The organism is Vibrio sp. N418 (assembly GCF_000222565.1).
In the GTDB taxonomy this organism is placed as follows: Bacteria; Pseudomonadota; Gammaproteobacteria; order Enterobacterales; family Vibrionaceae; genus Vibrio; species Vibrio scophthalmi.
In genome coordinates this window covers 26,482-40,376 of sequence record NZ_AFWD01000054.1, presented here as the reverse complement: position 1 = coordinate 40,376, position 13,895 = coordinate 26,482, and the positions used below count along the sequence as shown (strand labels likewise).

Below are 13,895 nucleotides of genomic sequence, written 5' to 3'. Positions count from 1 at the left end.
ATGGCGCACAATTTTCTAATTGAACTAGGTACCGAAGAGCTGCCACCGAAAGCACTTCGCTCACTAGCAGAAGCGTTTGCCGCAAACTTTGCTGCAGAACTAAACAACGCTGAAATCGCATTTGACGATCTTAAGTGGTACGCGACCCCTCGTCGCCTTGCGCTTAAAGTGGCAAACCTAGCAGCAAGCCAAGCAGACAAAATCGTTGAAAAACGTGGTCCTGCCGTTGCTGCTGCGTTTGATGCAGAAGGCAACGCAACCAAAGCAGCTCAAGGTTGGGCACGTGGTTGTGGCATCACTGTTGACCAAGCAGAGCGCATGGTGACAGACAAAGGTGAATGGCTACTGTTCAAACAAGAAGTGAAAGGTCAGCCAGTTAAAGAGCTTGTGGTCGATTTTGCTGCGAAAGCACTCGCAAACCTACCAATCCCTAAAGCAATGCGTTGGGGTAACTCTGACATTCAATTTATTCGCCCAGTAAAAACGCTAACGATTCTACTTGGTGATGAGCTAATCGAAGGTGAAATCCTTGGCGTGGCTTCTGCACGTACTCTACGTGGTCACCGCTTCATGGGTGAGCGCGAGTTCACGATTGATTCTGCCGATCAATACCCTGCGATTCTTGAAGAGCGCGGCAAGGTAATGGCCGATTATGATGCGCGTAAAGCCATCATTCTGGCTGATGCTCAAAAAGCAGCAGCAGCGGTAGGTGGTGTTGCGGATCTAGAAGATGACTTGGTTGAAGAAGTGACTTCATTGGTTGAATGGCCAGTTGTGCTAACCGCCAAATTTGAAGAAGAGTTCCTAAAAGTCCCTTCTGAAGCCTTGGTTTACACCATGAAAGGTGACCAAAAGTACTTCCCTGTTTACGATGACAACAAGAAGCTACTACCAAACTTCATCTTTGTATCAAACATTGAGTCGAAAGAACCTCGCTACGTTATCGAAGGTAACGAGAAAGTGGTTCGTCCACGTCTAGCGGACGCAGAATTCTTCTTCAATACTGACCGTAAGAGCCCGCTGATTGATCGCCTGCCGCAACTTGAAACGGCGATCTTCCAGAAGCAACTTGGTACGATCAAAGACAAGACAGACCGCATCACTGAACTTGCTGGCTACATTGCTGAGCAAATCGGTGCTGACGTCGAGAAATCTCAGCGTGCTGGCCTGCTAGCGAAATGTGACCTAATGACCTCGATGGTATTCGAATTTACCGATACCCAAGGCGTTATGGGCATGCACTACGCAACGCATGATGGTGAAGATGAGCAAGTTGCTCTAGCACTTTACGAGCAATACATGCCTCGTTTCGCTGGTGATGACCTACCAAGCACAGGTATCTCTTCAGCTGTCGCGATGGCAGACAAGCTAGACACTATCGTAGGTATCTTCGGTATTGGCCAAGCACCAAAAGGTTCAGATCCATTCGCACTACGTCGTGCATCTCTTGGTGTACTACGTATCATCGTTGAAAACGGCTACAACCTAGATCTTGTTGATTTGATCGCGAAAGCGAAATCGCTACTTGGCGACAAGCTAACTAACGCGAACGTTGAAGCTGACGTACTTGAATTCATGCTAGGTCGTTTCCGCGCATGGTACCAAGACGCAGGCTTTAGCATCGATATCATTCAAGCGGTATTGGCACGTCGTCCAACGAAACCAGCTGATTTCGACCAACGTGTTAAAGCGGTATCTCACTTCCGTGAGCTAGACGCAGCAGAAGCACTGGCAGCCGCGAACAAGCGTGTGGGTAACATCCTAGCGAAATTCGATGGCGAACTTGCCTCTGAAATCAATCTAGCACTTCTGCAAGAAGATGCAGAGAAAGCGTTAGCTGAAAGCGTTGAAGTGATGACAGAAGCGCTAGAGCCTGCGTTCGCAACGGGTAACTACCAAGAAGCACTAAGCAAACTGGCAGACCTACGTGAGCCAGTAGATGCATTCTTCGACAACGTAATGGTTATGGCTGATGATGAAGCACTGAAGACAAACCGTCTGACGCTACTGAACAACCTACGTAACCTATTCCTACAGATTGCCGATATTTCTCTACTGCAAAAGTAGTCGGCTAGATAAAACGTTCAATCTGTGCGGATAAACGCTAGTGTAAAAAAGCCCAGCTCATCGAGTTGGGCTTTTTTTATTGAATTGCGATTTTGTGCTTTGCGTCTCTTATCCATTACGGTATGTTCAAGGATTACTCGATTCGTCAGCAATGTACTGGCGCCACGCACATGAAAGCAAACACAATGTATTAGGTTTAACAGCACATGCAGTTCTCTAAATTTGGTGAAAAATTCAATCAATACTCTGGGATAACCCAGTTAATGGACGATTTAAATGATGGCCTACGCACGCCAGGTGCCATCATGCTTGGAGGAGGCAATCCTGCCGCCATTCCTACCATGCTCGATTACTTTCACCAAGCCAGTGACGAGATGCTCGCCAATGGAGAGCTCATAGCTGCGCTTGCCAACTATGATGGACCACAAGGTAAAGATGCTTTTGTAAAAGCATTAGCACAACTGTTCCGCGAAACCTATGGTTGGGATATCAGTGAGAAGAACATCAGCCTAACCAATGGCAGCCAAAGTGGCTTCTTCTACTTATTTAACTTATTGGCAGGTAAACAAGCTGATGGGTCACATAAGAAAGTCTTACTACCACTGGCACCTGAATACATCGGCTATGGTGATGCAGGCATCGATGAAGATATCTTTATCTCCTACCAACCGGACATTGAGCTACTGGATAATGGTTTATTCAAATACCACGTCGATTTTGAACAACTGACGGTGGATGATTCCATTGCTGCGATCTGCGCATCACGCCCAACCAATCCGACTGGTAATGTGCTGACTGACGAAGAAATCCATAAACTGGATAAACTGGCTCGCCAACACAACATCCCACTGATCATTGATAATGCTTACGGCTTGCCGTTCCCAAATATCATCTTTGCTGACGTTCAGCCTTTTTGGAATGACAACACCATCTTGTGTATGAGCCTATCGAAACTCGGCTTACCTGGTGTGCGCTGTGGCATTGTGATTGCCAATGAAGCAATCACTACGGCGATGACGAATATGAATGGCATCATTAGTTTAGCGCCAAGCAGTGTCGGACCAGCCTATGCTAACCATATGATCGAAAAAGGCGATTTACTCAAGCTCAGCACCGAGGTGATTAAACCGTTTTATCAACAAAAGGCTCTGCGTGCTGTTGAGCTATTGCAACAAGCGATCACCGATGAGCGCTTTCGTATCCATAAGCCAGAAGGCGCAATATTCCTTTGGTTATGGTTTGACGAACTGCCTATCACCACCATGGAATTATATGCGCGCTTAAAAGCACGTGGAGTATTGATTGTACCGGGTGAATACTTCTTTATTGGTCAGGAAGAAGGTTGGGATCATGCGCATCAATGCTTGCGTATGAACTATGTTCAAGATGATGAGATGATGCAAAAAGGCATTACTATTATTGCAGAGGAAGTGGCAAAAGCTTACGCCGGTTAAGCAAGTCTATCCAACTCTGCCTATAAATAAAAAGAGCGCCCTTTCCTTGATGGAACGGCGCTCTTTCTCATTCTATAACGTTCGCGGTGAGTTGCGATCGATAGTCACAATAATTAGTTGTTATCAATCAACTGGCTGCCACCAATGGCAATCTTACGTGGTTTCATTGCTTCTGGAACTTCACGAACCAAATCAATATGCAATAAACCATTTTCCATTGAAGCGCCGGCCACCTTAACATAATCCGCTAATTGGAATTTTCGTTCAAAATCACGCTCTGCGATACCTTGATAAACGTAGTTTTTGCCTTCTTCAGCTTTACGTTCACCCTTCACGATCAGCATATTTTCATTCTGAGTCAGATCAAGCTGCTGTTCAGCAAAACCAGCAACCGCCATAGTGATACGGAAGTTATGCTCATCTTTTTGCTCAATGTTATACGGAGGGTAACCGCCAGATGTGTTTTTCGCTGTTTGGTTTTCCATCAAGTTAAACAGACGGTCAAAACCAATTGCATTACGGTATAGTGGTGAGAAATCTACATTACGCATAATCCTATCCTCTTTTTAAGCAATAGTCTCAGCCCGGATGGGGGTCATCCATATGGCGCATTTATGCAAGACAGCGCCGAGCTAAGGGATTCAATCATTCATTCCTCTGACCTACTCTTTAGGTGTGTGGACATGATGTCGAATCGAGAGTTAAGTTGTGGGCTAACACTGAGTATCCTCTCCTGAGCGATCTCGTTTAGCGATTTCAGAGGTGCCAATCTTCTCTTGTTGAGCAAGCCAGCTTTCCCTCTTCATTAATAGATATATGACCTGAACCAGCCACTTTCAAGCGATCTGCTGGAAATTTTTTATTTCTATTCCAAGATCCCCGACTCGCTCGTTCCTCGCTCTCGAGAATGACGCGCTAATATACGGAGAATGAAAAACGCCACTCAGCCACTTTTTGTGTAAACGTCGTGTTCTCAAAACCAAGCGTTACAGCAGCCATATATCGGTTCTCGACGCCTTTATCTCGGTTCTCTCACCCAATAAAAAAGCACCACCCGAAGGCAGTGCTTTCATTTTTATCTTCTCTACGAAAAGAGCTAAACCATTAATTGCTTCGAGGCTAAGTTAGTTCGCATTAGTTCAAGCGAGGCGCACGCAGCATACAAGTGTATGTGAGTCCGCCGAACGCAGAAATCATGCGTAATAACGACGCATCGCAGTGATTAAACGTCTAGGTTCGCTACTTTCAGCGCATTCTCTTCGATGAAGTTACGACGCGGCTCTACTTGGTCACCCATCAGAGTCGTAAACAATTGGTCTGCGCCTACCGCATCTTCAATCGTTACTTGCATCATGCGACGCGTTTCTGGGTCCATGGTGGTTTCCCAAAGTTGATCTGGGTTCATCTCACCTAGACCTTTGTAGCGCTGTAGGCTTAGACCACGACGCGACTCTTTGATTAACCACTCAAGTGCTGCAGCAAAGCTTGCTACTGGCTGAGTACGTTCACCACGTTTAATGTACGCGCCATCTTCAATTAAGCCATCTAACGCTTCAGAAAGAGAGGCTAGTTTGCCGTATTCTTTTGAATTCAGTAGATCTGCGCTCAACGGATAGTAATGCGTCACACCGTGAGTACGAACAACGATCTTAGGTAAGAAGATACCCAGTTCTTCGTTTGCTTCCACTTCAAAGCTGTATTGGCTTGCGCCCACTTCTTTGGCATTTAGCTGATCAACAAGGTTTTGAGTCCACGCTTGAACTGCCGCGGTCTCTTTACATTGTTCAACCGTAATACGCGGGATGTAAAGCAGCTCATGAATCATCGCACGAGGGTAACGACGGCTCATACGATCAACTAATTTAATCGTTGCGTTGTACTGTTGTACTAGTTTCTCTAACGCTTCACCACCTAATGCTGGCGCTTCTGCGTTAACGTGTAGAGAAGCATTATCCAATGCCAAAGCAACTTGGTATTGGTTCATTGCATCTTCATCTTTGATGTACTGCTCTTGCTTACCTTTCTTCACTTTGTAAAGTGGTGGCTGAGCGATGTAGATGTAACCACGCTCAATCAGCTCTGGCATTTGACGGTAGAAGAAGGTCAACAATAGCGTACGGATGTGCGAACCATCGACGTCAGCATCCGTCATGATAATGATGTTGTGGTAACGCAGTTTATCTGGGTTGTACTCGTCACGACCGATACCACAGCCTAGTGCTGTGATAAGCGTTGCCACTTCTTGAGAAGAGAGCATTTTATCGAAACGTGCTTTCTCTACGTTTAGGATTTTACCTTTTAGTGGCAGAATCGCTTGGTTCTTACGGTTACGCCCCTGCTTGGCTGAGCCGCCAGCAGAGTCCCCTTCCACAATGTAGAGTTCAGAAAGCGCAGGGTCTTTCTCTTGGCAGTCTGCCAGTTTACCTGGGAGGCCGGCTAAATCTAATGCGCCTTTACGACGAGTCATTTCACGCGCACGACGCGCAGCTTCACGAGCACGCGCTGCATCGATGATTTTTGAACAAACCATCTTCGCTTCGGTTGGGTTCTCAATTAGGAACTCAGCTAATTTCTCACCCATTGCCGATTCAACGGCTGATTTCACTTCAGATGAAACCAGTTTGTCTTTAGTTTGGCTTGAGAATTTTGGATCTGGCACTTTCACCGAAACAACAGCCGTTAGACCTTCACGTGCATCATCACCTGAAGTGGCCGTCTTCGCTTTCTTAGAGAAGCCTTCTTTATCCATGAATGAGTTTAACGTACGTGTTAGTGCCGCACGGAAACCAGCAAGGTGAGTACCACCATCGCGTTGAGGGATGTTGTTAGTGAAACAGTAGATGTTCTCTTGGAAACCATCGTTCCACTGCATCGCCACTTCAACCGTGATGCCATCTTCACGTTCAAAATCGAAATGGAAAATTTTCTCAATGATAGGCGTTTTGTTGGTGTTTAAATGCTCAACGAAAGCTTGGATACCACCTTCAAACTCAAAGTGGTCGCTCTTATCTTCTTCACGCTCATCGATCAATTTAATTGATACGCCAGAGTTCAAGAAAGAGAGTTCGCGTAGACGCTTAGCAAGAATATCGTAATGGAATTCAAGAACGTTCGTAAACGTTTGATCACTTGGCCAAAAACGAATTTTTGTACCCGTTTTTTCAGTATCAGCAATCACCGTAAGAGGTGCTTGCGGCTCACCATGGCAGTAAGTCTGTGTATGTACATGACCACCACGCCAAATCGTTAGCTCTACTTTTTCTGATAGTGCGTTTACTACTGAAACACCTACGCCGTGTAGACCACCCGATACTTTGTACGAGTTATCATCAAACTTACCACCAGCATGAAGAACCGTCATGATAACTTCAGCTGCTGAAACGTTCTCTTCTGGGTGTAATTCGGTTGGAATGCCACGACCATCATCACTGACTGAAACTGAGTTGTCCTCATGGATTGTCACAACGATGTCTTTACAGTGACCAGCCAACGCTTCATCAATTGAGTTATCTACCACCTCAAAAACCATGTGGTGAAGACCGGTGCCATCATCCGTGTCGCCGATGTACATACCTGGACGCTTACGTACCGCATCCAGACCCTTCAGTACTTTAATACTCGATGAATCGTAATTTTCAGACATGAATTATCTTCCGCTATTTATCGTTGCTCTATTGTGCCATGTTCCACATGGAACATCTTGCCATTCTCACCGCGCATGTCGGCAATATGGCTTTCGGTTATAGAACTTACAAAAACTTGAGCCCCCGTCTCTTTTAAGCAGTCTGCGAGACGCTTACGACGTTGACTATCTAATTCCGATGCAAAGTCATCAATAAGGTAAATGCATTGCTTTCCGGTCATTTCCGTTAAGTGTTGTCCTTGCGCGACGCGCAATGCACACACCATCAACTTAAGTTGACCACGTGATAGCACATCTTCAACTGGTGTTGCGTTTACCTTGATGCGTAAATCCGCTTTGTTTGGCCCACTAAAGGTGTAACCTAACGATTGGTCACGCTCGAAGTTTTTCTCGAGGATTTCCTGATAAGGTGTGTCCTTATCCCAGCCTCTATAATACTTCAATTGAATATCAAATTCTGGCAAAAATAGCTTACATAGTTGCTCAGCTTTGGCGCTCATCTGCTCGATATACAGAGCGCGCCATTGGCTTATATTCTCAGCCAAACGCGCCATTTCTTGATCCCAATAACTGAGCTCTCGATAACTGCGCGCCGTTTTCAATAACGCATTACGTTGCTTGTTTAATCGCTTAAAGCGACCCCAAGCATCAAAAAATGCATTTTCGGTGTGAAACACACCCCAATCAATAAATGCACGACGATGTTTTGGCCCATCCGTCAACAAATCAAACCCTTCAGGGTGAATAAGTTGCAGTGGTAACACCTGCGCCAATTGAGCCAATTTTTGCCCAGATTGACCGCCTATTTTAACCTCTGTCGTGCCATCACGCTGCTTATTAATGCCAATTGGTAGCTCAAATTGATCCGAGTTCAAAAAACGGCCATGTACAAACAGCTCGTCACACTCATTTTGGATCACGCGTCCAGTTAGCGAACTCTTAAAAGAGCGACCATGTCCGAGCAAATAGATCGCTTCTAAGACACTGGTTTTGCCGCTGCCGTTTGGGCCAATAAGAAAGTTAAAGCCTGCTGATAGGTCAATATCACAGGCTTTAATGTTTCGAAATTGCTGAATAATTAGACGAGAAAGCGGCATGCTAGAGTCGAATTGGCATCACCACGTAGAGTGCGCTGTCATCATCAGCGTTTTCAATCAACGCACTGGCGTTGGCATCTGACATTGATAAGCGTACTTTTTCGCAACGAAGCGTATTAAGCACATCCAGAACATAACTCACGTTAAAACCGATTTCGATCGCGTCACCTTCAAAGGTCACGTCTAACATTTCCTCGGCTTCTTCTTGCTCTGGGTTATTAGCGGTAATGCGCATTTCATTATCAGCAAGATTAACGCGCACACCACGGAATTTTTCATTTGATAGAATCGCTGCACGTGAAAAGGCTTGGCGCAACTCATCACAACCCGCTTCTAGGGTTTTGGTCGTAGTTTGCGGCATTACGCGGCGATAATCAGGGAAACGGCCATCCACCAGCTTAGAAGTGAAGACAAAGTTGTTCACTTCAGCACGGACGTTTGAACTACCAATTTGCAAAACAACCGGCTGCTCAGGTGCATCCAGTAGTTTCACCAATTCTTGTACGCCTTTACGCGGAACGATGATCTGCTTAGTTGCAAAATCAGCGCCTAGAGAAACTAAAGAAACCGCCATACGGTGACCATCGGTCGCCACGCTACGCAATGTGGTGCCGTCGATTTCAAATAGCATGCCGTTAAGGTAGTAACGTACATCCTGGTTCGCCATAGAAAATTGTGTCTTCTCAATCAAACCGCGCAGTTCTGCTTGGGTCAGTGATATTTCAACTTCACTTTGCCAATCTTCAATATTAGGGAAATCATTAGCTGGCAATGTCGCCAATGAGAAACGGCTACGGCCAGAGCGCACTTGAACGCGGTCGCCTTCGAGAATAAAGGTAATAACAGAGTCATCAGGCAGGCCACGACAAATATCAAGGAACTTACGTGATGGAACCGTAATGCTACCAGCTTCAAAATCCCCTTCGAGCGTGACGCGGCTGATCAACTCTACTTCTAAATCGGTGGCCGTCATGGATAAGGTATTTTCTTCAACCTTAAGCAAGAGGTTACCTAAGATAGGCAGTGTTGGACGCCCACCTAAAGCACCCGACACTTGTTGCAGGGGTTTAAGTAGATGACTACGTTCGATGGAAAATTTCATAATGCGCTCTTGTTTGAATTCGTTATGGCTTTACGTTTGGCTACGATTCTTTAGCCAATATTAGCAACTGTCTAGAATACCGCGAATTACGATGAAAGGGTACGAATCAAGTTAGAGTAATCTTCTTTGATATCGTGGCTTTCTTCACGCAGTTGAGCAATCTTACGACAGGCATGCAATACCGTCGTATGGTCACGGCCACCAAATGCATCACCGATTTCAGGCAAGCTGTGGTTGGTCAATTCTTTCGATAGTGCCATTGCTAACTGGCGAGGACGCGCAACGGAACGAGAACGGCGTTTTGACAATAAGTCAGCCACTTTAATCTTGTAGTATTCCGCGACGGTTTTTTGAATATTGTCGATGGTCACCAGCTTCTCTTGTAGAGCCAGCAAGTCACGCAATGCTTCACGCACAAAATCAATCGTAATTGGACGACCGGTAAAGTTGGCATTGGCAATCACGCGGTTCAATGCGCCTTCCAGCTCACGAACGTTCGAACGTAGACGCTTCGCAATAAAGAACGCCACTTCATCCGCAAGGTGAATTTGGTGATCTTCCGCTTTCTTCATCAAGATCGCCACGCGCGTTTCAAGCTCAGGTGGCTCGATCGCAACGGTCAGACCCCAACCAAAGCGAGATTTTAAACGATCTTCTACGCCGTTGATCTCTTTTGGATAACGGTCAGAAGTAAGAATGATCTGTTGATTGCCTTCCAATAACGCATTGAAGGTATGGAAGAATTCTTCTTGAGAACGCTCTTTATTAGCAAAGAATTGAATATCATCGATAAGTAACGCGTCAACACTGCGGTAGTAACGTTTGAATTCTTCAATCGCGTTGTTTTGCAGTGCTTTTACCATATCTTGCACGAAGCGCTCTGAGTGCATGTAGATAACTTTCGCGTTCGGCTTGTTATCAATAATGGCATTACCAACCGCATGCAATAGGTGGGTTTTACCCAAACCTGTACCACCGTACAAAAACAGTGGGTTATACGCTGTGCCCGGGTTATCAGAAACCTGACGAGCCGCAGCTAAACCAAGCTGGTTAGATTTACCTTCAACAAAGTTATTAAACTTGTGCTTTGGATTGACGTTTGAGCGGTGGTTAATATCCGCCAACGCTTTATCGTCATCCCAGGTTTTATGTACTGGCTTGCGCGCTTGCAACTGTGCTGGCGCTGATGATTCAGCGGCCACATCAGCTGGTGTGCGTTTAGTCGGCGCCGGTTTTGGCGCAGCAACTGGGCGACTACCTACTTCAAAACGTAAATTAGGGATATCGTTACCGCAGTACTCTTGCAGTAGACGATTAATACTATTGAGATACTTATCACGTACCCAATCCAACACAAAGCGGTTAGGTGCAAATAAGGTAAGTGTATTATCACTGAGCTCCGCTTGTAGCGGACGTACCCACATACTGAATTCTGTAGCTGGTAGCTCTTCTTGAAGCTGTTGCAAACATTGCAACCAAAGCGAAGATGACACAGTGCCCCCACTCGAAGTAAATAGATCGGAAAAGATTAGCGATTTTACCTGTTGATAACCAAGATCACCAGCGATTGATCGGTGATCCAGTGAATAAGATCCAAGTTATTCACAATTATTTTGTGATTATTCGCTGGATCATCACACCTCACCCCAGCCTTACCCACAATTTGATCCACATTTGCCTATTTTTACTCAGATCATCACTTTGGTGATAACTCTGTGAATGAATGTTTTTTTGATCACGTTATCCACAACGTCATCTTTCGTCATTGGACAACGTCTTACCTGTCATCAATGCAATGTGAATAAACCACTATCAATAAACTTATTACTAACCTGTCTAGGTTATCGCTCTTGGTTATTTATCGAATCAAGTCACCAGACAGTAGTATTTACTCCCATAATTAGATGGAGTCTCAATATGAAAAACTGGATTAAAGCAGCCGTTGCTGCAATCGCACTATCCGCTGCCACCGTACAAGCCGCAGATGCCGCTATCACTGAGGTAAAAGTGGGGATGTCAGGTCGCTACTTCCCATTTACTTTTGTGGAAAAAGATAAATTACAGGGGTTTGAAGTCGATTTATGGGATGAGATAGGTCAACGTAACGGCTACCAAGTGGAATACGTGACCGCGAGCTTTTCTGGTTTATTCGGCTTACTGGAAACAGGTCGTATCGACACCATCTCCAATCAAATCAGCATCACCGAAGCGCGCCAAGCCAAATTCCTGTTTGCGGATCCTTATGTGGTTGATGGCGCACAAATTACCGTTCGTAAGGGAAATGACAGCATCCAATCCGTGACCGATCTGGCCGGAAAAACCGTGGCGGTCAATTTAGGATCAAACTTTGAGCAACTATTGCGCAGCTACGATAAAGACAACCAAATTACGATCAAAACTTACGATACCGGTATTGAGCATGATGTCGCGTTAGGTCGCGCCGATGCATTTGTGATGGATCGCCTTTCTGCACTAGAGTTAATTAAAAAGACTGGGCTTCCGTTACAGCTGGCGGGTGAACCGTTTGAAACCATCGAAAACGCCTGGCCATTTTTAAACAACGCTCGTGGCCAGCAACTGCAAAGCGAAGTCAACCAAGCACTCGCCGCTATGCGCGCCGATGGCACATTAGCCACGATTTCTGAGAAATGGTTTGGAGCGGACATTACGCACTAAAGCGTTGTATTACTCGCCACACCAATGGCTCGTCAAACAAAGGTGGATTTATTCCACCTTTTCTTTCTCTTTTAGGTAAACATTTATGGGATTCGATTTTCACTACATGCTGGAACTGATGCCGATCTTGCTTAAGTATCTCGGCACCACAATGGAAATGGCCACGTTAGGGTTGGTTTTCGCACTCACTTTAGCGGTCATTTTGGCCAATATTCGCGTGTTTCGCATCCCGGTGCTTGATCAACTCAGTCAGCTCTACATTAGCTTTTTCCGCGGTACACCGCTGTTAGTACAACTATTTTTACTCTATTACGGTTTACCACAAATCTTTCCGATCATGGTCGGTGTCGATGCGTTTAGTGCTGCCGTAATCGGCCTTACTTTGCATTTCGCCGCCTACATGGCTGAAACGATTCGCGCCGCCATTATCGGTATCGATCGTAGCCAAATGGAAGCCAGTTTGTCTGTGGGAATGACCACTAATCAAGCGATGCGCCGCATTATTTTGCCGCAAGCAACCAGAGTTGCTCTCCCTTCATTGATGAACTATTTCATCGATATGATCAAATCAACGTCGTTAGCTTTTACCTTAGGCGTAGCCGAAATTATGGCTAAAGCGCAGATGGAAGCCTCTTCGAGTTTCCGCTTTTTTGAAGCATTTTTAGCCGTTGCATTAATTTATTGGGGCGTAGTACTGATTTTGACCCGAGTGCAAACATGGGCAGAAGTAAAATTAAATAGGGCCTATTTACGATGATCCGACTAAATAACATTCACAAACACTTTGGCGATACCGAGATATTAAAAGGCATTGACCTTGATATTAATCAGGGAGAGATCATCGTTATTATCGGTTCAAGTGGCACCGGTAAATCGACACTATTACGCTGCGTAAACTTTTTAGAGCAAGCCGATCAAGGCTCGATTCAAATTGATGATGTCATCGTCGATACCGCGAAACACAGCAAAGCAGAAGTACTCGCGCTACGAAGGAAAACCGCTTTTGTGTTTCAAAATTACGCTCTGTTTGCTCATATGACAGCACGACAGAACATTGCTGAAGGCCTGATTACTGTGCGCGGTTGGACAAAAAAGGCTGCATTAGAAAAAGCACAGCAAATACTTGATAATATTGGACTTAGCGACAAAGGTGACAGCTATCCCGCCGCCCTTTCTGGTGGTCAACAGCAACGTGTAGGCATTGGCCGAGCGATGGCTCTTCAGCCCGAACTGCTGTTATTTGATGAACCGACTTCGGCACTCGATCCAGAATGGGTAGGTGAAGTATTACAGTTGATGAAACAGCTCGCGACCCAGCATCAAACCATGCTGGTGGTCACTCATGAAATGCAATTTGCCAAAGAAGTTGCCGATCGTGTGATCTTCATGGCAGATGGGCATATTGTTGAACAAGGATCGCCACAAGAGTTGTTCGATAATCCCCAAGATCCAAGATTGCAAAAATTTCTCAATCAGGTGTCGGCAAAATAAAGATCAAGATAAGGATCGTTTGATCCTTGAGATTTTGCTCACACTACGTATAATCGCCCGACGCGGAATTTCACACACATGAGTCGTTGACACAATTTGTGAGTGTGATTACAATTCCGCCTCTTTGTTGAGAGGCGTCGGTTGTCCTCTATATATATAAAGAAGACTACATGCCCACGCCGGGTTAACTAAAGAACCTAAAACTACTGATCAGTAAGGTAATTATCATGAAACGCACTTTTCAACCTACAGTTCTAAAGCGCAAGCGTACTCACGGCTTCCGTGCACGCATGGCTACTAAGAACGGCCGTAAGGTTATCAATGCACGTCGTGCAAAAGGCCGTGCGCGCCTGTCAAAATAATAA

11 protein-coding genes are annotated in these 13,895 nt (G+C 45.5%); 6 read left to right on the top strand and 5 right to left on the bottom strand.

Features of this window, described 5'->3' with window-relative positions:
* Complete coding sequence (gene glyS, locus RH86_RS11525; protein ID WP_005597318.1) at positions 1 to 2,067, top strand: glycine--tRNA ligase subunit beta; 2,067 nt, start codon at positions 1 to 3, stop codon at positions 2,065 to 2,067.
* A gap of 206 nt (positions 2,068 to 2,273) precedes the next feature.
* Positions 2,274 to 3,521, top strand: a complete 1,248-nt coding sequence (locus RH86_RS11520; RefSeq protein WP_009386306.1) for a valine--pyruvate transaminase — start codon at positions 2,274 to 2,276, stop codon at positions 3,519 to 3,521.
* A 113-nt stretch (positions 3,522 to 3,634) separates the two neighbouring features.
* Here the strand turns inward: RH86_RS11520 and RH86_RS11515 are convergent, their stop codons facing one another.
* From RH86_RS11515 to dnaA, 5 genes are all read right to left on the bottom strand, one after another.
* Positions 3,635 to 4,072, bottom strand: coding sequence for an Hsp20 family protein (locus tag RH86_RS11515; protein ID WP_009386305.1), 438 nt, complete (start codon positions 4,070 to 4,072; stop codon positions 3,635 to 3,637).
* Between the two features lie 671 nt (positions 4,073 to 4,743).
* Positions 4,744 to 7,164: a DNA topoisomerase (ATP-hydrolyzing) subunit B gene (gene gyrB / locus RH86_RS11510; protein WP_009386304.1), complete on the bottom strand. Its 2,421-nt coding sequence runs from the start codon at positions 7,162 to 7,164 to the stop codon at positions 4,744 to 4,746.
* Between the two features lie 17 nt (positions 7,165 to 7,181).
* Positions 7,182 to 8,261 carry a DNA replication/repair protein RecF gene (gene recF / locus RH86_RS11505; protein WP_005597303.1) on the bottom strand — a complete coding sequence of 360 codons (1,080 nt, stop codon included), beginning with the start codon at positions 8,259 to 8,261 and terminating at the stop codon, positions 7,182 to 7,184.
* Position 8,262: 1 nt separating this feature from the next.
* A complete protein-coding gene (gene dnaN, locus RH86_RS11500) occupies positions 8,263 to 9,363 on the bottom strand; it encodes a DNA polymerase III subunit beta (protein ID WP_009386303.1) in 1,101 nt (366 codons plus the stop codon).
* 86 nt (positions 9,364 to 9,449) lie between these two features.
* A complete protein-coding gene (gene dnaA / locus RH86_RS11495) occupies positions 9,450 to 10,856 on the bottom strand; it encodes a chromosomal replication initiator protein DnaA (RefSeq protein ID WP_005597299.1) in 1,407 nt (468 codons plus the stop codon).
* Between the two features lie 424 nt (positions 10,857 to 11,280).
* Here dnaA and RH86_RS11490 point away from each other — a divergent pair, with 424 nt between their 5' ends.
* The 4 genes from RH86_RS11490 to rpmH all read left to right on the top strand — a co-directional run bounded on the left by RH86_RS11490 (position 11,281) and on the right by rpmH (position 13,892).
* Positions 11,281 to 12,039: an amino acid ABC transporter substrate-binding protein gene (locus RH86_RS11490; RefSeq protein WP_009386302.1), complete on the top strand. Its 759-nt coding sequence runs from the start codon at positions 11,281 to 11,283 to the stop codon at positions 12,037 to 12,039.
* An 85-nt stretch (positions 12,040 to 12,124) separates the two neighbouring features.
* The gene (locus tag RH86_RS11485) at positions 12,125 to 12,796 is read left to right on the top strand and encodes an amino acid ABC transporter permease (protein WP_009386301.1); all 672 of its coding nucleotides are present in this window, start codon (positions 12,125 to 12,127) and stop codon (positions 12,794 to 12,796) included.
* A complete protein-coding gene (locus RH86_RS11480; RefSeq protein WP_009386300.1) occupies positions 12,793 to 13,530 on the top strand; it encodes an amino acid ABC transporter ATP-binding protein in 738 nt (245 codons plus the stop codon). Before RH86_RS11485 ends, RH86_RS11480 begins: the two co-directional genes overlap by 4 nt.
* Before the next feature lie 227 nt (positions 13,531 to 13,757).
* The gene (gene rpmH, locus RH86_RS11475) at positions 13,758 to 13,892 is read left to right on the top strand and encodes a 50S ribosomal protein L34 (RefSeq protein ID WP_005378825.1); all 135 of its coding nucleotides are present in this window, start codon (positions 13,758 to 13,760) and stop codon (positions 13,890 to 13,892) included.
* The last annotated feature ends 3 nt before the right edge of the window (positions 13,893 to 13,895 follow it).

Excerpts from the sequence above, each read along its gene's own strand:
- RH86_RS11490 (WP_009386302.1), top strand. The coding sequence starts at position 11,281 with ATGAAAAACTGGATTAAAGCAGCCGTTGCTGCAATCGCACTATCCGCT.
- RH86_RS11480 (WP_009386300.1), top strand. The coding sequence starts at position 12,793 with ATGATCCGACTAAATAACATTCACAAACACTTTGGCGATACCGAGATA.
- glyS (WP_005597318.1), top strand. The coding sequence starts at position 1 with ATGGCGCACAATTTTCTAATTGAACTAGGTACCGAAGAGCTGCCACCG.
- RH86_RS11520 (WP_009386306.1), top strand. The coding sequence starts at position 2,274 with ATGCAGTTCTCTAAATTTGGTGAAAAATTCAATCAATACTCTGGGATA.
- recF (WP_005597303.1), bottom strand. The coding sequence starts at position 8,261 with ATGCCGCTTTCTCGTCTAATTATTCAGCAATTTCGAAACATTAAAGCC.
- RH86_RS11485 (WP_009386301.1), top strand. The coding sequence starts at position 12,125 with ATGGGATTCGATTTTCACTACATGCTGGAACTGATGCCGATCTTGCTT.
- dnaN (WP_009386303.1), bottom strand. The coding sequence starts at position 9,363 with ATGAAATTTTCCATCGAACGTAGTCATCTACTTAAACCCCTGCAACAA.
- RH86_RS11515 (WP_009386305.1), bottom strand. The coding sequence starts at position 4,072 with ATGCGTAATGTAGATTTCTCACCACTATACCGTAATGCAATTGGTTTT.
- rpmH (WP_005378825.1), top strand. The coding sequence starts at position 13,758 with ATGAAACGCACTTTTCAACCTACAGTTCTAAAGCGCAAGCGTACTCAC.
- gyrB (WP_009386304.1), bottom strand. The coding sequence starts at position 7,164 with ATGTCTGAAAATTACGATTCATCGAGTATTAAAGTACTGAAGGGTCTG.